The sequence below is a fragment of the Nocardioides terrae genome (assembly GCF_900112345.1).
In the GTDB taxonomy this organism is placed as follows: domain Bacteria; phylum Actinomycetota; class Actinomycetes; order Propionibacteriales; family Nocardioidaceae; genus Nocardioides; species Nocardioides terrae.
This window is the reverse complement of the sequence record NZ_FOLB01000001.1, coordinates 338,593-358,892: the sequence shown is the minus strand read 5'-3', so window position 1 is coordinate 358,892 and position 20,300 is coordinate 338,593. Positions and strand designations below refer to the sequence as shown.

Annotated in this window: 18 protein-coding genes; 11 read left to right on the top strand and 7 right to left on the bottom strand. The window is 70.4% G+C overall.

Translation table 11 applies throughout. From position 1 onward, the window contains the following. The first annotated feature begins 3 nt into the window (after positions 1 to 3). Positions 4 to 735 carry a dienelactone hydrolase family protein gene (locus BM236_RS01695; RefSeq protein WP_091119442.1) on the top strand — a complete coding sequence of 244 codons (732 nt, stop codon included), beginning with the start codon at positions 4 to 6 and terminating at the stop codon, positions 733 to 735. 18 nt (positions 736 to 753) lie between these two features. On the opposite strand, the gene BM236_RS01690 is transcribed toward BM236_RS01695, so the two are convergent. The 3 genes from BM236_RS01690 to BM236_RS01680 all read right to left on the bottom strand — a co-directional run bounded on the left by BM236_RS01690 (position 754) and on the right by BM236_RS01680 (position 3,172). Then, a complete protein-coding gene (locus tag BM236_RS01690; RefSeq protein ID WP_091119440.1) occupies positions 754 to 942 on the bottom strand; it encodes a hypothetical protein in 189 nt (62 codons plus the stop codon). Positions 943 to 960: 18 nt separating this feature from the next. Continuing rightward, positions 961 to 1,830: a crotonase/enoyl-CoA hydratase family protein gene (locus BM236_RS01685; RefSeq protein WP_091119437.1), complete on the bottom strand. Its 870-nt coding sequence runs from the start codon at positions 1,828 to 1,830 to the stop codon at positions 961 to 963. A gap of 91 nt (positions 1,831 to 1,921) precedes the next feature. Continuing rightward, positions 1,922 to 3,172, bottom strand: coding sequence for an LCP family protein (locus BM236_RS01680; RefSeq protein WP_091119434.1), 1,251 nt, complete (start codon positions 3,170 to 3,172; stop codon positions 1,922 to 1,924). A gap of 188 nt (positions 3,173 to 3,360) precedes the next feature. Between BM236_RS01680 and BM236_RS01675 the strand changes: the two genes are divergently transcribed. The 8 genes from BM236_RS01675 (at position 3,361) to BM236_RS01640 (ending at position 15,102) form a co-directional block, all read left to right on the top strand. After that, positions 3,361 to 4,845, top strand: a complete 1,485-nt coding sequence (locus tag BM236_RS01675) for an LCP family protein (protein WP_091119432.1) — start codon at positions 3,361 to 3,363, stop codon at positions 4,843 to 4,845. Between the two features lie 66 nt (positions 4,846 to 4,911). Beyond that, complete coding sequence (locus BM236_RS01670; RefSeq protein ID WP_091119429.1) at positions 4,912 to 5,883, top strand: glycosyltransferase family 2 protein; 972 nt, start codon at positions 4,912 to 4,914, stop codon at positions 5,881 to 5,883. Continuing rightward, positions 5,880 to 6,860 (top strand): glycosyltransferase family 2 protein, encoded by a 981-nt coding sequence (locus tag BM236_RS01665; RefSeq protein WP_091119427.1) that lies wholly within the window; start codon positions 5,880 to 5,882, stop codon positions 6,858 to 6,860. Before BM236_RS01670 ends, BM236_RS01665 begins: the two co-directional genes overlap by 4 nt. A 6-nt stretch (positions 6,861 to 6,866) precedes the next feature. Next, positions 6,867 to 8,066 carry a UDP-galactopyranose mutase gene (gene glf / locus BM236_RS01660; protein ID WP_091119425.1) on the top strand — a complete coding sequence of 400 codons (1,200 nt, stop codon included), beginning with the start codon at positions 6,867 to 6,869 and terminating at the stop codon, positions 8,064 to 8,066. A 2-nt stretch (positions 8,067 to 8,068) separates the two neighbouring features. Then, a complete protein-coding gene (locus tag BM236_RS01655) occupies positions 8,069 to 10,120 on the top strand; it encodes a glycosyltransferase (protein WP_245750074.1) in 2,052 nt (683 codons plus the stop codon). Beyond that, a complete protein-coding gene (locus BM236_RS01650) occupies positions 10,117 to 11,037 on the top strand; it encodes an ABC transporter permease (RefSeq protein WP_091119423.1) in 921 nt (306 codons plus the stop codon). Before BM236_RS01655 ends, BM236_RS01650 begins: the two co-directional genes overlap by 4 nt. Then, a complete protein-coding gene (locus BM236_RS01645) occupies positions 11,037 to 11,843 on the top strand; it encodes an ABC transporter ATP-binding protein (protein ID WP_091119421.1) in 807 nt (268 codons plus the stop codon). The genes BM236_RS01650 and BM236_RS01645 overlap by 1 nt, the downstream gene beginning before the upstream one ends. A 238-nt stretch (positions 11,844 to 12,081) precedes the next feature. After that, complete coding sequence (locus BM236_RS01640) at positions 12,082 to 15,102, top strand: FG-GAP-like repeat-containing protein (RefSeq protein WP_091119419.1); 3,021 nt, start codon at positions 12,082 to 12,084, stop codon at positions 15,100 to 15,102. Here the strand turns inward: BM236_RS01640 and BM236_RS01635 are convergent, their stop codons facing one another. Next, the gene (locus tag BM236_RS01635; protein ID WP_091119416.1) at positions 15,103 to 15,867 is read right to left on the bottom strand and encodes a TIGR03089 family protein; all 765 of its coding nucleotides are present in this window, start codon (positions 15,865 to 15,867) and stop codon (positions 15,103 to 15,105) included. It lies immediately after the preceding gene. 50 nt (positions 15,868 to 15,917) lie between these two features. On the opposite strand from BM236_RS01635, the gene BM236_RS01630 reads away from it, so the two are divergent. Next, on the top strand, positions 15,918 to 17,018 hold the full coding sequence (locus BM236_RS01630; protein WP_091119414.1) for a mannose-1-phosphate guanylyltransferase: 1,101 nt from the start codon (positions 15,918 to 15,920) through the stop codon (positions 17,016 to 17,018). Positions 17,019 to 17,038: 20 nt separating this feature from the next. Here the strand turns inward: BM236_RS01630 and BM236_RS01625 are convergent, their stop codons facing one another. From BM236_RS01625 to cofD, 3 genes are read right to left on the bottom strand one after another with little or no spacing between them, the layout of a single operon-like run. Next, a complete protein-coding gene (locus BM236_RS01625; RefSeq protein WP_091119412.1) occupies positions 17,039 to 17,800 on the bottom strand; it encodes a DUF3105 domain-containing protein in 762 nt (253 codons plus the stop codon). 50 nt (positions 17,801 to 17,850) lie between these two features. Then, on the bottom strand, positions 17,851 to 18,804 hold the full coding sequence (gene cofE / locus BM236_RS01620; RefSeq protein WP_091119410.1) for a coenzyme F420-0:L-glutamate ligase: 954 nt from the start codon (positions 18,802 to 18,804) through the stop codon (positions 17,851 to 17,853). Then, the gene (gene cofD / locus BM236_RS01615; protein ID WP_091119407.1) at positions 18,801 to 19,817 is read right to left on the bottom strand and encodes a 2-phospho-L-lactate transferase; all 1,017 of its coding nucleotides are present in this window, start codon (positions 19,815 to 19,817) and stop codon (positions 18,801 to 18,803) included. Before cofD ends, cofE begins: the two co-directional genes overlap by 4 nt. A 217-nt stretch (positions 19,818 to 20,034) precedes the next feature. Here cofD and BM236_RS01610 point away from each other — a divergent pair, with 217 nt between their 5' ends. After that, complete coding sequence (locus BM236_RS01610) at positions 20,035 to 20,289, top strand: WhiB family transcriptional regulator (RefSeq protein WP_091119953.1); 255 nt, start codon at positions 20,035 to 20,037, stop codon at positions 20,287 to 20,289. Positions 20,290 to 20,300 lie beyond the last annotated feature (11 nt).

Genomic DNA, 20,300 nt, shown 5'->3' with positions numbered 1-20,300 from the left:
GGCATGGTCGAGACGATCCAGATCCCCACGCCGGACGGTACCGCCGAGGCCTACCTCGCCGGGTCCGGCCCGGGCGTGCTGTTCTACATGGACGCGATCGGACTGCGCCCGAGGATCGCCGAGATGGTCGACGAGATCGCGTCGTGGGGCTACACGGTCCTCGCGCCCCACGTGTTCTACCGCCACGGCTCAGCGGCCGACCTCTCGCCCACCGCCGACCTCCGGGTCGCCGAGAACCGGGCGGCGTTCTTCCGGTCCGGCGTGATGGCCCGCGTCAACGCGCTGACCCCGGACAAGGCCGAGCGCGACGCCGCGGCCTGGATCGCGACGCTCGCCGAGCACGCGGCCGCCGGCCCGATGGGCACCGTCGGCTACTGCATGGGTGCACGCCTGGCGCTGCGCACGGCCGGCTGGCACGCCGACCGGGTCAAGGCCGTGGGCGGGTTCCACGGTGGCGGACTGGTCACCGACCGGCCGGACAGCCCGCACCTCGCGATCGCAGGCACGACGGCGTCGTACGCGCTGCTGCACGCGGACGACGACAAGAGCCTGACCCCCGAACACGTCACGGTGCTCGAGGACACCCTCACCGAGGCGGGCCGACCGCACGTCAACGAGATCGTGCCGGGCGCCCCGCACGGCTACACGATGAGCGACACGTCCTCGTGGCACGAGGAGGGTGCGCGGCGCGCGTCCGCGGAGCTCCGGGCGCTCCTGGACCGCGCGCTCGGCTGACCGATCACGGCGGGAGCCTCAGAGCTCCTCGTCCTCCTCGTCGGGGTCGACGGGCTCCTCGAGGCGTTCGGCGTCGACGTAGATCTCCCGGTCGTCGGTCTCCTCGGACTCCACCACGTCGATGGCGTCGCCCTCCCAGATCCCGTCCGCCGGGTCGACCTTGGTCTCGGGCTCGAACTCGTCAGGCTCTTCGGTCTGGCTGGTCATACCTGAAGAAACTACCCGCTACGGAAACACCCGAGGCAGCTCCGAGGCGGTCCCGGTGAAGCTCGGCGGCCGCTTCTCGAGGAACGCCGCGACGCCCTCCTTGCCGTCCCCGATCGAGGTGTAGAACATCGCGAGCGAGTCCGAGAGGTGCGCCTCGAGCGGGTCCGCGGCGGCGCTGTTGCGGTAGAGCAGCTGCTTGGCCAGGCCGAGGGCCACGGGGGAGCGGCCGACGACGAAGGACCGGGCCAGCTCGAGGGCGGCCGGCAGCAGGTCGTCGGGCTCGTGCAGCGAGCGGACCAGCCGGCCGTCGTACGCCTCCTGAGCGGTGAGGACCTCGGCGGCGTAGACCCACTCCAGGGCCTGCTGGATGCCGACGATGCGCGGGAGGAACCAGCTCGAGCAGGCCTCGGGCACGATGCCGAGGCGGCCGAAGACGAAGCCGATCCGGGCGCGCGTCGAGGCCAGCCGGATGTCCATCGCCAGCGTCATCGTGGCGCCGATCCCGACAGCGGGGCCGTTGAGGGCGGCAATGACCGGCTTCGGGAGCGCGTGGATCGCGAGCGTCACTCGCCCGCCCGTGTCACGGATGCCGTCGGCGTACGCCGGGTCGTCGAACCGCTCGCGCAGCGTCTCCGGCGTCGGCTGCTGCGACTCGTCGAGCCCGAAGACGTTGCCCTCGGCCGACAGGTCCATCCCGGCACAGAACGCCCGGCCCGACCCCGTCACGACGACCGCGCGCACGTCGTCGGAGCGGGCGTCGGTGAGGAAGAACCGCTCGAGCTCGCGCGCCATCGTCACGTCGAACGCGTTGAGCGCGTCGGGCCGGTCGAGGGTGAGCGTCGCGATGCCGTCGCCGTCGACCTCGACGCTGAGGGTCTGGTAGGTCATGGACCGAACCTATCGGCGGGCCCCGCTCCGCTGATCGTGTGGCCGGAGGCGCACCGGCTGCGCATCCGGCCACACGATGTGAGGCGGAGCGTCAGCCGGTGACCGACTTGGGCAGGCCCGACGGCGTGCACAGGTTCTGCGGGATGTCCTCGGTCCGGTCGGCCTTGAGGTAGTCGAACATCTTCTTGGAGCGGGCGTCGTCCCAGTGGATGTACATGTCGGAGATCGGGACGCCGCAGGTGAGGGCCGAGCCGTTCGAGACCGACCTGAACGCCCAGGCGAACCGCGCGATGTCCAGGGTGCTCATGCCCTTGCCGACGCCGATGCCGGAGGCGGCGTCCTTGAGGCCGTTGAGCTTGAAGGGGTTGAGCAGGGTGCCGGGGGTCGCTGCACGCTTGCCGATCTGGCCGATGACCTCCGACTGCGCCTCGCCGCGGCCCAGGTCGCCCAGCTGCTGGGCGTGCCGCGAGCGCGAGTAGGCGAGCGCCTTGACGCCCTTCACGTGCTGGCAGCCCTTCTTGACGTCGAGGCCGGCCAGCGGGTCCTTCATGTCGGTCTTCGGGCAGATGGTGATGCCGCCGACGCCGTTGACCAGGTTGACGAGGCCACCCATGCCGATCTCGACGTAGCCGTCGATGTGGAGGCCGGTGTTCTGCTCGACGGTCTTCACCAGCAGCTTCGCGCCGCCGTAGGCGAAGGCCGCGTTGATCTTGGTGCTGCCGTGGCCGGGGATGGGAACGTAGGAGTCGCGCGGGATCGTCATCAGCAGGTTGGGGCCGCTGCCGGTGTGCAGCACCTTGATCGTGTCGGTGCGCTGTCCCACGTCGTTGCCGGTGTGCAGCCGCTTGCGCTGCGCGGCCGAGAGGCCCTTGCGCGAGTCGCTCGCGACGACCAGGTAGTTGGTCCCCGGCTGGTCGGCCGGGCGGGCGCCGGACGGTTCCCAGGCGATGCGGGACATGGCGCCGGGGAAGGAGAGGCCGACCCACACCAGGCTGACGATCCAGGCCAGGACCAGGACGTAGACGATGCGGCGCACGGTCTTGAAGCTGACGAAGCGGCCGCGTCCGCCGCCGGAGCCCGCCTCGCGAGGCGTCGGGGCGAGCGGGGGAGCGGCCGGCGGACGGGCGGCCCGCCGGTCCTGGGTGCGCTGCGGCTGTGCTGGCTGCGGCTGTGCCGAGGGCGCCTGCTGGTCACGACCCTGGACGCGCTGCGTGCGCGGCTGCACGGGGATGGCGCGGGTCGCCTCCGGCTTCTCGGCCGACCGGTCGCCGTTGCGACCGCGCGCGCCGTAGAGCCAGTCGAACTCCGGGCCCTCTCCTGAGCTGTTGGGTCGATCTGCCATGGCGACGAAGGTACCCGGCCCGAGCCAGCACCCGGGTGTCGGCGAACCGTGACGCGTGTCGCTCCGACCTGTGACGGTTGTGACTGGTGATACTGGCGGGGCCGGCTCGAGCGGTCGGCGACGCCCGATCTTCCCCCGCCTTTGACCTGCGTCTCGCCCCACGACGAGCTCGCAACAGAGAGTGTCACATGTCGCAGCCCCGGCCCTCCGTCCGCACCTCGTGCGCCGAGCGTGCGGCCCGCGTCCGCTACCGACGAGCGTTCTCGCTGCTCGTCATGACGCTCGTCGTCCCCGGGTCGGCCCAGGTCGTGGCCGGCAACGCCCGGGTCGGTCGGATCGCGATGCGGGTCTGGGCCGGCCTACTCCTGCTCGGCCTCGGAACGCTGGTGCTCGCCGTGCTCGACCGCGGGCGCGCGCTCACGCTCTTCACCAACCCCTCCGTGCTGCAGCTGCTCCGGCTCGGGCTGATGGCCATCGCGGTCGCCTGGGCGGCGCTGCTGGTCGACGCCTGGCGCATCAGCCAGCCGCTCTCCCTCATGCTCACCCACCGACGGGTCCTGCTGGGCGTCAACGGCGTCATGTGCCTCGTCGTCGGCGGGGTGCTCCTCTTCGGCTCGCACACGGTCGGCGTCATGCGCAGCACCGTCATGGCGACCTTCGCCGGCAACGAGGTCGTCGGTGCCCACGACGGCCGCTTCAACGTGCTCCTGATCGGCGGCGACAGCGACGGCGGCAAGACCCGCTGGGGCCTGCGCACCGACTCGATGACCGTCGCCTCCATCGACGCCAGCACCGGCAAGACGGTGCTCATCGGCCTGCCGCGCAACATGTCGGACTTCCCCTTCAAGAAGGGCTCGGTCCTGGCGAAGCGGTTCCCGCACGGCTACGACTGCGACGAGTGCTACCTCAACTCGCTGAGCACCTGGGCGGCCGACCACCGCGACGTGTTCGCGGGCGAGGACAACCCCGGCATCGCGGCCACGATCGAGGGCATCGAGGGGATCACCGGCCTCGACATCAACTACTGGGCGCTGGTCAACCTGTCCGGCTTCCAGGGCCTCGTCGACGCCGTCGGTGGCGTCACCCTCAACGTCCGTACGCCGATCCCGGTCGGCATCCCGGGCGACAAGTTCTACACCCACCTCAAGACGGGCACGCGCAAGCTGAACGGCTGGGAGACGCTCTGGTACGCCCGGGCCCGCCACGACTCCGACGACTACTCGCGGATGGCGCGGCAGAAGTGCGTGATGGCCGCCATGCTCCAGCAGGTCAGCCCGCAGAAGGTGCTCACCAACTTCGACGAGATCGCCAAGGCCGGCTCCAACATGGTCTCCACCAGCATCCCGGCCAGCCAGGTGGGCCGCTTCGTGTCCCTCGCGCTGAAGGCCAAGAGCCAGAAGGTGGCGACCGTCTCGCTCGTCCCGCCCGCGATCGTCACCGCGCACCCGGACATCGCCAAGGTCCGCTCGATGATCACCACCGCCATCGACCGTGCGGAGGGCAAGAAGGTGCCGAAGAAGACCCGGACCCCGACGTCGGGCGCCCCGTCGGGCGGCTCCACCGCTCCGGCCGAGCAGCCTGAGGGGAACGCCGTGGTCACCGGCGGGTCGATCGGCTCGCTCCAGACCGGCTACGCCGCGAACCAGTCCGACGACCTCGCCTCGGCCTGCTGACCCGCCTCGCCGATCGAGCCGACCCGCGTCGCCGGTCGAGCCCGTCGAGACCATAGGGTTGCCGGCGTGAGCGAGCAGGGGGACGGTGCCGTCGGGCGACGGCGCATCGCCGCCGTCGTCGTCACCTTCAACCGGCTCGCCCTGCTGCAGCGCCTGCTCGAGCGGCTCGACGCGGTGCCCGGCCTGGACGAGGTCCTCGTCGTCGACAACGCCTCGACGGACGGTACGTCGGAGTGGCTGGCGTCCCTCGAGCCCGGTGCCGAGGGGGCCGACGGACACGCCGAGCGGCGGGTCGTCGCGCGGACGCTGGCCACCAACACCGGCGGCGCCGGCGGCTTCGCCGAGGGACTCGCGTGGGCGGTGGAGCGCGGCGCCGACCTCGTCTGGCTGATGGACGACGACGGCGTACCTGCTCCCGACTGCCTGGAGCGCCTGCTCCCGCTGGAGGAGTACGGCTATGAGTTCTGGGGCCCCGTGGTCGTCGACGAGGATGCGCCCGACCGGCTGGTCTTCCCCGTCCGACTGCCGGGCGGCACCCGGGTGGTGCACGACGTCGCCGCGGTCGAGCGGGCCGCCAGGCCTCCCGGGATCCTCGAGGGCATCGTCATCCCCTTCAACGGCGTCCTGGTGACCCGCGCGCTCGTGGAGCGGATCGGCGTCCCGCGGGCCGACTTCTTCATCTGGGGCGACGACCACGAGTACCGGCTGCGGGCCGAGGCGGCGGGCGCCGGCATCGCCACCGTCGCGAGCGCGCGCTTCCTGCACCCGTCGGTCGGCAGCCTCGGCACGCCGATGATGTTCGGCCGGACGACCTACAACCACAGCCCGAGCGACCTCAAGCACTACTGCATGGCTCGCAACAACCTGGTCAACCAGCGCGACTACAACGGTTGGCCGCACGCGCTGGCGTTCGTCGTCAAGACGGGGTGGTTCTACACCTTCACGCGCCCCTCGCCCAGGCGGCTCCTGCTCAGCGCACGGGCGATGTGGGCCGGGCTGCGCGGGGACTTCACCGGGCACGAGAGGTTCCTGGCATGAGTGGTCTCGATACGCCCTCGCCTGGCGGCTCGGGCTACTCGACCAGCGGAGGTGTCGAGACTGTGGCGATCGTCGTCGTCACCTACAACCGCGCCGACCTGCTCGCCAACCTCCTCGCCGGTCTGGCGAGGCTCGAGCGCCCCGCCGACGCGGTGATCGTCGTCGACAACGCGAGCACCGACCACACCGCCGAGGTCCTCGCGACCTGGGTCTCGACGGCCCCGGCCGGTGGGACGCGGCGGCAGGTGATCACCAGCCCGGACAACCTCGGGGGAGCGGGCGGCTTCCACGCCGGCGTGAAGGCGGCGTACGACGAGGGGTTCGACCGCATCTGGCTCATGGACGACGACGTCGTCCCCGCCCCGGACTGCCTCACCGTCCTACTGGCGCAGGACCCCGACAGCTCCGACTGCCTGATGTCGGTGCGCGAGAACACCGACGGCAGCCTCATCGAGCTCGCCGCCACCCGCTTCGACCTGCGCAACCCACTGGCGATCAAGCCGAAGACCGCCAGCGTGATGACCTCCTATCCGGACCGCGCGAGCATGCCCGAACGGGTGGAGCTGGCGAACGTGGCGTTCGAGGGCTTCATGGTGCACCGCCGCGTCGTGGAGCGGATCGGCCTGCCCGACCCGACGTTCTTCATCTTCTACGACGACGTCGACTACGCCCTCCGCGCCCGCCGCGCCGGCTGGCGCATCTGGGCCGTGCGTGACGCTCGGCTCGTCCGCCAGCTCGACTTCAGCCAGCAGCACGACCTCAGCAGCTGGAAGGGGTTCTACATGTATCGCAACCTCTTCGTCGTCCACCTGCGCTACGGCGAGAACGCGCTCGTCCGCGCCAAGCCCTGGGCGATCACGCTGGCGGTGACGCTCGTCGCGCTCCTGCGCGGCCGCCGAGGCGAGGCGTCGAACGTGATCCGTGCCCTACGCGCGGCGCGGGGAATGCGGACCCTCCCCGCGACCTCCGTAGACTGACCCACCGTGTCAACCGAACTCCCAGACCACGCTCCCGATCTCCTGGTCGTCGGCTCCGGCTTCTTCGGCCTTACCATCGCCGAGCGCATGGCCGCCGAGCTGGACAAGAAGGTGCTCATCATCGAGCGCCGGCCCCACCTCGGGGGCAACGCCTACTCCGAGTTCGACGCCGAGACGGGCATCGAGGTGCACAAGTACGGCACGCACCTGTTCCACACCTCCAACGAGAAGGTGTGGGAGTACGTCAACCGGTTCACCGACTTCACGAACTACCAGCACCGGGTCTTCGGCAAGTACCAGGGGCAGGTCTACTCCCTGCCGATGAACCTGGCGCTGATCAACCAGTTCTTCGGCAAGTCCCACACGCCCGACGAGGCCCGCGCGCTGATCGCGCAGCTGGCGTCGGAGTTCAAGACCGAGGACGCCACGAACCTCGAGGAGAAGGCGATCTCCCTGATCGGACGCCCGCTCTACGAGGCCTTCATCAAGGGCTACACCGCGAAGCAGTGGGAGAAGGACCCCAAGGACCTCAGCCCGGACATCATCACCCGGCTCCCCGTCCGCTACACCTTCGACAACCGCTACTTCAACGACAAGTACGAGGGCCTCCCGGTCGACGGCTACACCGCGTGGCTGACCCGGATGGCCGAGCACCCCAACATCGAGGTGCGCGTCGGCGTCGACTTCTTCGACGTGGCCGAGGAGTTCAAGGGCAAGGTGCCGATCGTCTACACCGGCCCGGTCGACGAGTACTTCGAGTACGCCGAGGGCCGGCTCTCCTGGCGCACGGTCGACCTGAAGTCCGAGGTCCTCGACGTGGAGGACTACCAGGGCACCGGCGTGGTGAACGCCAACGACCCCGAGGTGCCGTTCACCCGCGAGCTGGAGTTCAAGCACCTCCACCCCGAGCGGGCCGACCGCTACACGCCCGGCAAGACGTTCGTCGTGCGTGAGTACAGTCGCTTTGCGGAGGAGGGTGACGAGCCCTACTACCCGATCAACACGGCCGACAACCGCGAGAAGCTGCTCAAGTACCGCGACCTCGCGAAGGCCGAGCCGATGGTGCTGTTCGGCGGCCGCCTCGGGACCTACAAGTACCTCGACATGCACATGGCGATCGCCTCGGCGCTGTCGATGTTCGAGAACAAGCTCCGCCCCCACTTCGTGGACGGCGCCGAGCTCAAGAGTGGTGGAGTGGACGAGTGACCGTGACGAAGACCAGCTCGAAGAAGGCCAAGGCGAGCGCCGAGGCCTCGACGGTGACCCGTCTGCTGCAGCGCCAGATCATGCCGGTCGACCGGGAGCTCGACGCGATCGCGCTCTACGTCGACCTCGAGGAGATCAAGCTCGACGCGAGCAAGTACGAGGTCGGCGGCAACCGGTCCGCGAAGGACCTCAACAACGCCGCGATCCGGCAGTCCACCTCGACCGGCCGCGCCGTCCACCCCGACCAGCTGCTGTCCCGCACCGCCTTCCGCATTCCGGCGGGGGAGCGGGTGTCGTTCGGGTCCTACTTCAACGCGTTCCCGGCGAGCTACTGGCGCCGCTGGACGGTCGTCTCCGACGTCACCCTGACGCTCGTCGTCAAGGGGTCCGGCGCGACCGTCGTCGTCAACAAGTCGACGTCGGACGGCCGCTCGCAGAAGGTCGACGCCGCGACCGTCGAGGGCGACTCGCAGACCCTCACGTTCGACCTCTCGCTCAAGCCCTTCGTCGACGGCGGCTGGTACTGGTACGACGTCGCGGCCGGCACGACCGACGCGGTCGTCGAGTCCGCCGAGTGGACCGCGGAGGTCCCGGCCGACCGGGCCGAGCACGGCACCATCGACATGGCCATCACGACCATGAACCGCCCCGACTTCTGCGCCAAGCTCCTGGGCCAGCTCGGCACCGAGGAGGTGCTGCCCTACCTCGACACCGTCTTCGTGATGGAGCAGGGCAGCAAGACCCAGCTCGTCCGCGACAGCGAGTTCTTCCCCGACGCCGAGAAGGGCCTGCAGGGCCGGCTCCGTGTCATCGAGCAGGGCAACCTGGGTGGCTCCGGCGGCTACGCGCGCGGTCAGCTCGAGTCGGTGCGCAAGGGCACGGCGACGTACACCCTGCTCATGGACGACGACGTCGAGTGTGAGCCCGAGGGCATCATCCGGGCGGTCACCTTCGGCGACCTGTGCCGTCGCCCCACCCTCGTGGGCGGCCACATGTTCAGCCTCTACGCCAAGAGCCGGCTGCACAGCTTCGGTGAGATCGTCCAGCCGTGGCGCTTCTGGTGGCAGACGCCGCTCGACGGCTACAGCGACTGGGACCTCTCCGCCCGCAACATCCGCTCCTCGCGCTGGCTGCACAAGCGGGTCGACGTGGACTTCAACGGCTGGTACATGTGCCTGATCCCGCGCCAGGTGATCGAGGAGATCGGCCTCTCGCTGCCGCTCTTCATCAAGTGGGACGACTCCGAGTACGGGCTGCGCGCCAAGGAGGCCGGCTACCCGACGGTGACCTTCCCGGGTGCCGCGGTGTGGCACATCCCGTGGGGCGACAAGAACGACGCCGTCGACTGGCAGGCCTACTTCCACCTGCGCAACCGCTTCATCGCGGCGCTGCTGCACTCGCCCTACCCCAAGGGCGGCCGGCTGATCCGGGAGAGCCTCAACCACCAGATCGCCCACCTGGTCTCCATGCAGTACTCCACGGCCGAGCTGCGCCTGCGCGCCCTCGAGGACGTCCTCGCCGGCCCGGAGGCGCTGCACGGCATGCTGGCCGGCAAGCTCACGGAGATCAACACCTTCCGCAAGCAGTTCACCGACGCGCAGCTGCACACCGACCGCGACGACCTGCCGCCGGTCAAGCGGACCAAGCCGCCGCGCAAGGGCAAGGACGTCGTCGAGGTGCCCGGTCGGCTCTCCAGCCTGATCAGCGCCGGCGTTGCCCCCATCCGCCACGCGGTCAAGCCGCCGCGCGACCTCTCCCGTGACTACCCCGAGGCCGAGATCCGCGCGATGGACGCCAAGTGGTGGAAGCTGGCGTCGTACGACTCGGCCGTCGTGTCCATGAACGACGGATCCTCGACGGCGCTCTACAAGCGTGACCTCGGCGCGTTCCGCGACCTGATGAAGCGCACCCTCGCCCTCCACGAGCGCTACCGGCGCGAGTGGCCGGCGCTGGCCCAGCGCTACCGCGCCGCCCTGGGCGACATCACCTCGCCGGAGTCGTGGGAGCAGACCTTCCGCCCCTGGACGGAGACCGATCAGGAGTCGGGTTCATGACCGAGACGACCGGCTCGACCGGCACCCAGGCGCTGGTCGACCGCCACAGGCTCGCCGACGTGCCGCTGGCGTCTCCGTCGGCGCACCAGGGCCTGCTCGAGGTCTTCCGCCGGCGCTACGTCCTGCGCCTGCTGGTCAAGCGCGAGGTCCAGGGCCGGTACGAGGGCTCGTTCCTCGGCTTCCTGTGGTCCTACATCAACCCGTTGTCCCAGTTCTTCATCTACTGGTTCTTCATGGGCAAGATCCTCGGCGCCAGCCATGGCTTCGAGAACTATCCCGTGCACATGTTCGCCGGCCTGATCATCGTCCACTTCTTCACCGAGACCTTCGGGGCGGGCACGCGCTCGCTGGTGGGCAACAAGGGCCTGATCGCGAAGATGTCGGTGCCGCGCGAGATGTTCCCCGTGGCGACGATGCTCGTCTCCCTGTGGCACGTCGCCCCGCAGATCCTCATCCTGATCGGCGTCGGGATCATGGAGGGCTGGCAGCCCGACATGGTCGGCATGATGTGCGCCGTCGTAGCGGTCCTGATCGCGATGATCCTCGGCACGGCGCTCGCCCTGCTGTTCAGCACCGCCAACGTCTTCTTCCGCGACTTCGGCAGCTTCGTCGGCATCATCAACAACTACGTGCGGTTCGCCGTGCCGATGCTCTACCCGTTCTCGCTGGTGCGCGACAACCTTCCGACCTGGGTGACCCACCTCTACCTGTGCGACCCGGTCGCGATCGCGTGCCTGCTGTTCCAGCGTGCGTTCTGGGTCGGTACGACGGCCGACCCGACGAGGTCGGCGGCGGAGACGCTGCCCGACCACCTCGGGCTGTGGACGCTCGGCAACCTGATCGCAGCGGTGCTGATCCTCGTGGTCGCCCAGCGGGTCTTCCAGAAGTTCGAGAACAAGGTCCCGGAGCGGCTCTGATGGTGACGTCGATCAAGGTCGAGAACGCGACCAAGGTGTTCACGAAGCGCTACCACAAGACGTTCAAGCAGATGACCGTCGCCAAGCTGCGCGGCAACAAGATCTCCGACACGTTCAACGCGGTCGACGACGTGACCTTCGAGATCCAGCAGGGCGAGTCGGTCGGCCTGATGGGCCTCAACGGCTCGGGCAAGTCGACGCTGCTCAAGCTCATCAACGGCACCATGCGGCCGGACATGGGCAGCGTGCTGACCCGCGGCCGGATCGCCGGGCTGATCGCCACGGGCGCGGGCTTCCACCCGCAGCTGACCGGTCGGGAGAACGTCTACCTCAACGCCGCCATCCTCGGCATGACCGAGCGGGAGACGGCGCGCAAGTTCGACGAGATCGTCGACTTCGCCGACATCGGCGACTTCCTGGACACCCCGGTCGGGACTTACTCCAGCGGGATGTACTCCCGACTGGGCTTCGCGGTCGCCGTCCACGTCGACTCCGACATCTTCCTGGCCGACGAGGTTCTCGCGGTGGGCGACAAGCCCTTCAAGAAGAAGTGCATGCAGAAGATGCAGGAGGTCCGCGACAGCGGCGTCACCCTGGTCTACGTCAGCCACGCGGCCGGCTCGGTCGCCAAGATGTGCGAGCGGGTGATTGTCTTGGAGAAGGGCAAGCTGGGCTTCGACGGCCCCGCCCTCGACGGAATCCGCTACGTCAAGTACGACGACGAGCTGTCGCCCGAGGACCGTGGCTCTTCATCGGCAGCCGCCTCCATGTCCGTCACCGACTCCGAGCTCGGGGCCGAGATCTGAGAGCAGCTCCGGCGGCACCGACCGCCCGGCCTGACGGCCCCGCTCACCCCTCGGGGAGGGCGGGGCCGTCGTCATTTCGCGAATGACACGGTTGTAATTTTACGTTAATCTCCAAGTGATCGGCGTGTCGAGTAGAAATTACACGATTGTAGTTACTCGCATTCCCTTCCCAGAATGCTGTGACTGATGTGAAAGTTGAGCCCTCGTGTGACTCTTCCCCGCACACCTGGAGCCCTTAATGCATCCGCAGAAGTCGCGTTTCGTCGCCCTGTGCCAGCAGACGCTGGTCCTCGGCGCCGTCTTCGCCGCCCTTGTCCCCGCCGCGAACGTCGTCAACCTCGACGTCGTCCGCGACCACCCCTCCACCGGCCCGGCGTCCGCTGTCGACGACGGCCAGGCCGCGATGGCGGCGTACGCCGCTGTCGCCGAGCAGGCCACCCCGGTCGCCTCCTCGGCGGCCGACCCCGACCTGCACGAGGTCGCGCTGACCGCGCCGGCCGGTGCGGTCGGCGGCACTCTCGCCCCCGCCCACCACGGCGCCGCCCGCGTCGTGCCGGCGGTGGCGACCAGCACGGCCGGCTCGGCCGGCTCGGCCGGGCTGCACGCGACCACGGTGGCCGACACCGCCACCGACACCACGACGATCACGAGCGACCCGCAGGACGTCAGCGGCTACGGAACGGTCGGCGTGACCTGGGAGCACGGGCAGGACATCGGCGAGGGTGACATCAGCTTCACGCTCCGCACGCAGACCGACGGCGCGTGGAGCGGGTGGCAGGAGCTCGACTACCACGACGAGCACGGCCCCGACGCCGGGACCGAGGAGGCGCGCCACGAGCGCCCCGGCACCGACGAGGCGCTGGTCGGGCACGTCGACCAGGTCCAGGTCCGCGCGGAGATGAAGTCGGAGGACGTCCCGGCCGACCTCAAGCTCGCCGTGATCGACCCCGGCAAGGTCACCGCGACCAAGGCGGAGACCCCCGACATCGACACCAGCGAGCTTCCCGTCATCCCGGACGCGGCTCCCGACGGAGACGGCGGCCTGGTCGAGGCCCCGGCCGACCCCGCCGGCGACGGCTCGGTGGCCCCGGCCGACCCGGCCACTGACCGTGCCGCCGCCCCTGCGGCCGACACCGCGGACGTCGCCGACGAGCAGCAGGACGGGCTCGCCCTGGCCGCCGCACCGATCGTGGCGACCAAGCCGCTGATCTACAGCCGCGCGCAGTGGGGCGCCGACGAGCGGATCCGTGAGCAGACGGCCCCGTCGTACGGATCGGTGCACGGCGGCTTCGTCCACCACACCGTCAACGCCAACGACTACAGCGCCGCCGAGGTGCCCGCGATCATCCGGAGCATCTACGCCTACCACGTGCGCAGCCGCGGCTGGCGCGACATCGGCTACAACTACCTCATCGACCGGTTCGGCCGGATCTGGGAGGGGCGCTACGGCGGCGTGGACCGCAACGTGGTCGGCGCCCACACCGAGAACTACAACGGCGACTCCTTCGGGGCCTCCGCGATCGGCAACTTCGACATCGTCGCGCCGCCGCAGGCGGTCGTCGGGGCGTTCGGCTCCCTGATGGGTTGGAAGCTGGCGATCAACGGCGTGTCCGCGGCGGCGACGAACGTGAAGATCGGCCGGCGCGTGTTCGCCTCCTCGATCATGGGTCACCGCGACACGAAGTCGACCGCCTGCCCGGGCCGGTACCTCTACGCCCGGATCCCGGACATCCGCAAGATCGCCGCCGTGGCGCAGCGCCCGCTGAGCTACGCCGGCCGCAACGCCAACCTGGCCGGATCCGCCTACCCGGACATCATCGCCCGGCGGGCGAGCGACAAGCGCGGCGTCATCCTTCCGACCGCCGGCTTCAGCAGCTTCTCCGGCCACACGAGCTTCACGGTCCGGTCCGGATACACCCCGGTCCTCTCGCCGGACCTGACCGGCGACGGCCGCGCCGACCTCGTGCTCGTGACGCGCGCCGGCAAGTCGGTGGTCCGGCCGGGCAACGGCGCCGGCGGCTTCGGCAAGGGGCGGGCCCCCTCGATGCAGCAGCGCAACCGCGACCTCATCACCGCGCTGGGTGACGTCAACGGCGACCGGCGCAACGACCTGCTCTCGCGGAACAGGCACAGCGGCAAGGTCACCGTGTGGCTGGGCCGAGGCAACGGCACGTTCCGCAGGCAGACGCTGAAGTCCAGCTTCCGCGCCTACAACATGATCACGGCCGGCGACGTCGACGGCGACCACCGGGTGGACCTGCTCGCCCGGGCCCGCAACGGCGTGCTGTGGCTCTACCACGGCAAGGGCAACGGCGGCTTCCCGCACCGTCGATCGCTCGGCGGAGGCTGGCAGGCCTACGACTCCATCGTGGCGGCCGACTTCACCAAGGACGGCCAGGCCGACCTCCTCGTCCGCACCGCCCACCGCCGGCTCGGCTACGTCCGGCCCAACCTCGGTCGCGGCATCTTCGGCGCCCAGATCGGGCCGTACAGGCCGCTGCACGCGGTCGGTCGCGTCCTGAGCGCCACGAACGTGATGGGCGACGTCGCACCCGACGTCCTGGCGCTGACCGGTCGCCGCGTCGACGTCCTCAACCGCGGCAGCGGCACGGACCTGGGCCAGCCCATCGTCACCAACCTGGACCTGTCGCGGGCCAACCTCGTGCTCAATGCGGGGGACTGGAACCGGGACGGCCACGGGGACGTCTTCTACCGGGAGACCGACGGCACCCTCTACTTGACGCTCGGCAACGGCGCGGGCAGCTTCAGCGGTCGCTATTCGATCGGCAACTTCCGCTCGGCCACGATGATCACCGCGCCCGGCGACGTCGACGGCGACGGCCGGATGGACCTGATGGCGGCGCTCAGCGGCACCACCCGGTTCTACCCCGGCAACGGCTCCACCGGTGTCACCGGCTACGTCACCGCGTACGGCGGCATGGCCGGTCAGACGCAGATCTCGGCCGGAGCATGGGACGCCGACAGCACGCCCGACCTGCTGGTCCGCAACGGCAACGCCCTCCAGCTCTACCCGGGCAACGGCCCTGCCGGACTGGGGGCACCGCGCACCCTGCCGGTGAGCCTGGCCGGCTACGACTGGGTGATCGGCGTCGGCGCGCTCGAGGTCACCGGTCACCCCGACCTGATCGTGCGCACGGGAGCCGGCGCGCTCTACGCGCTGCAGGGCAACGCCGACGGCAGCCTCGCCAAGCCGAAACTGCTGGGGAGCGGGTTCGGAGGCTACGACCTGGCCGGCTGATCAGTTCTGGACGTCCGTGGCCGCCACACGTGGGAAGCGGCCCGTGACCCGCTCGGCGACAGCGATCGCCTCGAGCCGGTCCGGGCCGGCGTGGACGGCCAGGACCACCGAGCCGCCCGTCCTGAGCGGCCCGGTGAAGGAGGGGATCCCCGGTGGGGAAGCCGGGTTCACCTCCGAGAGGAGGCGGTCGCCGCCAGTGGACCCGATCGAGGTCCCGGCAGCGGCCGCCTCCCACAGCTCGTCCTGGCTGATCGTCGCGCCGGCCAGCGCAACGGCGGGGTCGGCGCCCGACGGGGGGTCCCAGGGCACGAACGAGTCGGGCTGCGACCAGATCTCCACCCCGACGTCGTGCACGCCGGGCGGCAGTGGCTCGGCGAACCGGACACCGAGCGGCCGCAGCGAGCAGGCCAGCACGGCCCGCTCCGAGGCCTGTGCCGACCATCGGTCGAGCCCGTCCGGCCCGGTGACGACGGCCTCCGGCTCACCGCCGTCACCGGAGTCGTCGGTGACGACGAGCCCGGTGCTCCAGGCCGCGCCGAGGAAGACGGTGGTCAGCCAGTGGGGCGGCAGGTCCACCCGGATCCGCATGCCGCGCTCGAGGTCGATCTCGTCGACGAGGAGGGAGCCGGCCTTCGCCACCCAGTTGGCGTAGGTGGCGACCGACAGCTCGGTCCGCTCGCCGGTGGCGTCGTCGTAGAACGTCACGAGCGGACGTCCCGAGTCCTGTCGCAGCAGGCGGGTCAGCACCTCGGTGAAGACGGTCACGTCCTGACGATACGGGCACCGCCTGGGCGAGGATCGCCTACCCTGACGGCGTGATCGGCAGACTCAACATCGACAGCTTCTGGGCGGTGATCCCTGCCGGGGGGTCGGGCACCCGTCTGTGGCCACTGTCGCGCTCGACGGCGCCGAAGTTCCTCCGCGATCTCACCGGCAGCGGTCGCTCCCTGCTCCAGGAGACCTACGACCGGCTCACCCCCCTGGTCGACGACCGGTTCCTCGTCGTCACCGGCGCTGCCCACGAGGAGGCGGTCCTGGAGCAGCTGCCCGGCCTGGCCGGTGGAGGAGTGCTCGCCGAGCCGACGCCTCGCGACTCGATGGCCGCCATCGGGCTCGCGGCCGCCGTCCTCGAGCGGCGCGACCCGGACGCCGTGATGGGATCCTTCGCGGCCGACCACGTCATCACCCGGGCCAAGAAGTTCACCGAGGCGGTGCACACCGCGGCCGCCGTCGCGCGCGAGGGCTGGCTCGTGACCATCGGCATCCAGCCGACCTTCGCCTCGTCGGCCTACGGCTACATCCACCAGGCCGGACCGCTGGAGGGCCACCAGGGCGTCGGCTTGGTCGACAGCTTCGTCGAGAAGCCGTCCGCCGAGGTGGCGCAGGGATACCTGGCCTCCGGCGGCTATCGGTGGAACGCCGGCATGTTCGTCGTACGGCCGACGGTGCTGCTCGACCTGCTGGCGGACGCCGATCCCGGGTTCGCCGCCCGGCTGCGCTCGATCGCCGCCGAGCCGGAGACCATCGCCGAGGTGTGGCCGACGCTGCCGAAGATCGCCCTCGACAACGCGGTGGCCGAGCCGGCCGCCGCGGCCGGCAAGGTCGCCGTCGTGCCCGCCGAGTTCGGCTGGGACGACGTCGGGGACTTCGACTCCCTCGCCACCCTGCTCGACGCCGCCCTGACCGTCGACAGCGAGGGACCGACCGTCCTGGGCGACCGGCACCTGGTCAAGGCCGTGGAGAGCAGCGGCCTCGTCGTCCCGAACAGCGGCCGGGTCATCGCCGTCATCGGCCTCGAGGACATCGTGGTCGTGGACACGCCCGATGCCGTCCTGGTCACGACCCGCGAGCGCGCCCAGCAGGTGAAGCAGCTGGTCGTCGGCCTCCAGAAGGACGGCGCCGTCGACCTCACCTGAGGGGAGGCCGACGGGGTGCGTCACATGGCCAGCGGCTCGGGGGAGTCGGTGTAGGGGTACTTCGTCATGAAGTCCTTGAGCGCCGTACCGGACACGCTGCTGCAGTACTGGAAGACGCCGACCTGCTTGGTGGCGTCGGTCTGGCCGTCACCGCCGGCCGACCAGTGCGTGATCGCGATGTGCTTGCCCTCGGGGAACTTCTTGCCGCCCTCGTCCGAGGGGAGCCACGGCACGATCTTCAGCTTGTAGCGCATGTTGGAGTCACCGGGGAACTTCGAGCCGATGGCGCGCAGGGCGGCGATCTCGCTCCCGTCGTCGTTCGCGGTCTTGTCGTACCAGACGATCGTGTATCCGTGCTCGAGGTTGTGCACCAGCGCCTCGAGCTCGGGGCGCTCGCCCCAGGCGTAGAACTTCTTCTCCATGGGGACCGGCGCGAGGCCGGCCTCGTTCCAGTGCGGGCCGAAGGCGGGGGGAGTGGTGGTGTAGTCCACCGGCGTCCCCGACGGCACGTGCTGCTGGTTGCCGTCGGCCTTCTTGGTGGTGATCTTGTCGCACGCCGACGCCGGCGCGCCGACCTCGGCGAGGTTGACGTCGTTGAACTTCCGCTCGTCCCACCAGTCCTTGACCGGACGGAACGCGGCGGCGCCCACGATCAGGATGGCGACGACGGCGCACACGCCGACGATCGCGAAGCCACGCCGGCGGTCGGCGCCCTTCTGCTTCTTGCGGATGTCGTCGATGACCGCCCGTCGGTTGTTCTGGGCGGCGGTCTTCTTGGCCACGGTCTCGGCGTTCCTCGATCAGGTGTCGGGTGGTGCGGGTCGCGCAGAGTCTACGGAGTCGGTGGCAGTAGACGTGCATGACCGGCCAACTCGGTCGGTGTCGTCTCGAGAGTCCAGCCGAACGCGAAGGCCAGCGCCGCCAGTGTCGCCGGCTCGGCGCCGGTGACGACGAGGGCGGCGCCGTCGGGAGACGGCGCCTGTCCGGTCACCGTCAGCACCGCCTCCGCGAGCTCGTCCCGGCTGCCCGCAGCACCGAACGGGGTTCGGTCCTCGGGCCGTCCGGCCAGGGCGCGTACGACGGCCTCGCGGGCGCCGTACCCGAAGAGGTCGGCCCCCTCCGGGCGCACGAGCGTCGCCGCGCCGGGTCCGTCCTCCCCGGCCGGCAGCACCAGGTCGGCGCGCCCGCGGACGACGGCGAACGGCCGACCGGCCAGCTTGCCCTGGGCCAGCTCGGCGGCGGAGGCGATCTCGTCGGCGACCGCGGGCGCGGTCACGACGAGCGGGTTCCCGTGCGCGTCGGTGCGGCCCGCGAAGGACTGCAGCACGGTCAGGCCGGCCGCGCCGATCGCGAGGTCGGTCTGACCGTCGCGCCAGGCCCGTCCGGCGGTGTCGGTGACGACCACCCCGACGTTGGTGCCGGTGCGCTCACCGATCGCCGCCCGGATCCGACGGGCGGTCGCGTCCGGGTCGACCGGCAGGAGCAGGACGGTGCCCGCCGCGACGTTGGAGGCGTCGATGCCCGCGGCGGCCATGGTCAGGCCGAGCAGGTTGCGGACGATGGTGGTCGGTCCCCGTCGGGCGACGACGCGGAGCGTCTGGCCGGGCAGCTCGGCCTCGCGGGTCGAGGCCCGGGCCCGGCCCTCGGCCTTGCTGACCGCCTTGCTGGTGACGACCACGACGTCGCCGTCGACGAGCGGGGCCTCGAGCGCGGTGAGGACCAGGTCGGCGAGGTCGTCGCCCCCGCGGACCTCGCCGACGCCGTCGGGGGCCCAGACGGTGATCACGGCGCTCGGACCAGGTCGATGGCGGCGGCCGCCATCCGGGCGGTCGTCTGCGGGTCGCTCATCCACAGCGGCACGGCCGCGGTGGGGATCCCCGCCTCGGCCAGACGCCCGACCGAGCCGGAGTCGGAGCTGTCGACGAGCCAGCCGTCCAGGACGCCGCCGCTCGTGCGGGCGCCGTAGTGCAGGCCGACCCCGGCGGCACTGACCTCGACGCCGATGGACGTCAGCATCTGCTCGGCCATGCCGCGCACGTGCTGGCCGCCGATGATGGGGGAGATCCCCACGACGCGCGCGGACGTCCGGACCAGCGCCTCCCGCACCCCCGGGACGCCGAGGATGGTGCCGACCGAGACGACCGGGTTGGACGGGGGCAGGATCACGAGGTCGGCGCCGGTGATGGCGTCGAGCACGCCGCGTGCGGGCGTCGACTCCTCAAGGCCCACGAAGACGAGGAGCTCGGCGGGGACCGAGGCGCGGAGCCGGACCCAGTACTCCTGGAAGTGCACGACCCGGCGGCCGCTCGGCGAGTCCGGGTCGGCGATCGCCACGTGGGTCTCGACGCGGTCGTCGGTCATCGGCACCAGCCGGACGCCGTGCCCGTAGCGAGGGAGCAGCCAGCGCCGGCAGAGCGCCTCGGTCACCTCCGAGAGCGGGTAGCCCGCGTCGAGCATCTGGGTGCGGACCAGGTGGGTCGCCACGTCGCGGTCGCCGAGGTTGAACCAGGTCGGCTCGACGTCGTACGCACGCAGCTCCTCCATCACGCTCCAGGTCTCGTCGGCGTGGCCCCAGCCGCGCTCGACGTCGATGCCGTCGCCCAGGGTGTACATCACCGTGTCGAGGTCGGGGCACACCTTGAGGCCGTGGATCCACAGGTCGTCGGCGGTGTTGGCCACCACGGTGACCTCGGCATCGGGGGAGACTCCGGGCAGACTGCCGTCGGCGATGCCGCGGAGCAGCCCCTGCAGGAACCGCGCGCCGCCGACGCCACCGGACAGGACGGTGATGTTGCGCATGGCGCCTCATCGTTCCCTATCGCTTGTACCAGGGGTGCAGCCGGGCTGCGACCTTGGTCCCTGTAGCAGACGTCGGGCTTGACTTGTGGGTACGACAGGCATGTAATTCCCACAGTGTTGTTTTTCCTTGATTCGGCGTGTCGCTCACCGAAGAGTGGGGAACCGACGGATCGGGGCTTGAAGGTCCAACACAGGGTCGACTAGGGGGCGAATGAAGATGAGAGAGCTCTTTCTCCTCGAACCGGACGCCGATGAGGGGGGATGGCAGGAGCGGGCACTGTGCGCTCAGACCGACCCCGAGGCGTTCTTCCCCGAGAAGGGCGGTTCGACTCGCGAGGCGAAGAAGGTCTGCCAGACCTGCGAGGTGCGTGACGACTGCCTCGAGTCCGCGTTGATGAACGACGAGCGCTTCGGCATCTGGGGCGGTCTCTCCGAGAGGGAGCGCCGCAAGCTGAAGAAGCGCGCAGTCTGAGCACACGAGCA

What these genes read in the sequence shown, in the direction of transcription:
- BM236_RS01675 (WP_091119432.1), top strand. Translation starts at nt 3,361, where the DNA reads ATGTCGCAGCCCCGGCCCTCCGTCCGCACCTCGTGCGCCGAGCGTGCG.
- BM236_RS01665 (WP_091119427.1), top strand. Translation starts at nt 5,880, where the DNA reads ATGAGTGGTCTCGATACGCCCTCGCCTGGCGGCTCGGGCTACTCGACC.
- BM236_RS01645 (WP_091119421.1), top strand. Translation starts at nt 11,037, where the DNA reads ATGGTGACGTCGATCAAGGTCGAGAACGCGACCAAGGTGTTCACGAAG.
- BM236_RS01610 (WP_091119953.1), top strand. Translation starts at nt 20,035, where the DNA reads ATGAGAGAGCTCTTTCTCCTCGAACCGGACGCCGATGAGGGGGGATGG.
- cofD (WP_091119407.1), bottom strand. Translation starts at nt 19,817, where the DNA reads ATGCGCAACATCACCGTCCTGTCCGGTGGCGTCGGCGGCGCGCGGTTC.
- BM236_RS01685 (WP_091119437.1), bottom strand. Translation starts at nt 1,830, where the DNA reads ATGACCTACCAGACCCTCAGCGTCGAGGTCGACGGCGACGGCATCGCG.
- BM236_RS01695 (WP_091119442.1), top strand. Translation starts at nt 4, where the DNA reads ATGGTCGAGACGATCCAGATCCCCACGCCGGACGGTACCGCCGAGGCC.
- BM236_RS01650 (WP_091119423.1), top strand. Translation starts at nt 10,117, where the DNA reads ATGACCGAGACGACCGGCTCGACCGGCACCCAGGCGCTGGTCGACCGC.
- BM236_RS01640 (WP_091119419.1), top strand. Translation starts at nt 12,082, where the DNA reads ATGCATCCGCAGAAGTCGCGTTTCGTCGCCCTGTGCCAGCAGACGCTG.
- BM236_RS01690 (WP_091119440.1), bottom strand. Translation starts at nt 942, where the DNA reads ATGACCAGCCAGACCGAAGAGCCTGACGAGTTCGAGCCCGAGACCAAG.
- BM236_RS01680 (WP_091119434.1), bottom strand. Translation starts at nt 3,172, where the DNA reads ATGGCAGATCGACCCAACAGCTCAGGAGAGGGCCCGGAGTTCGACTGG.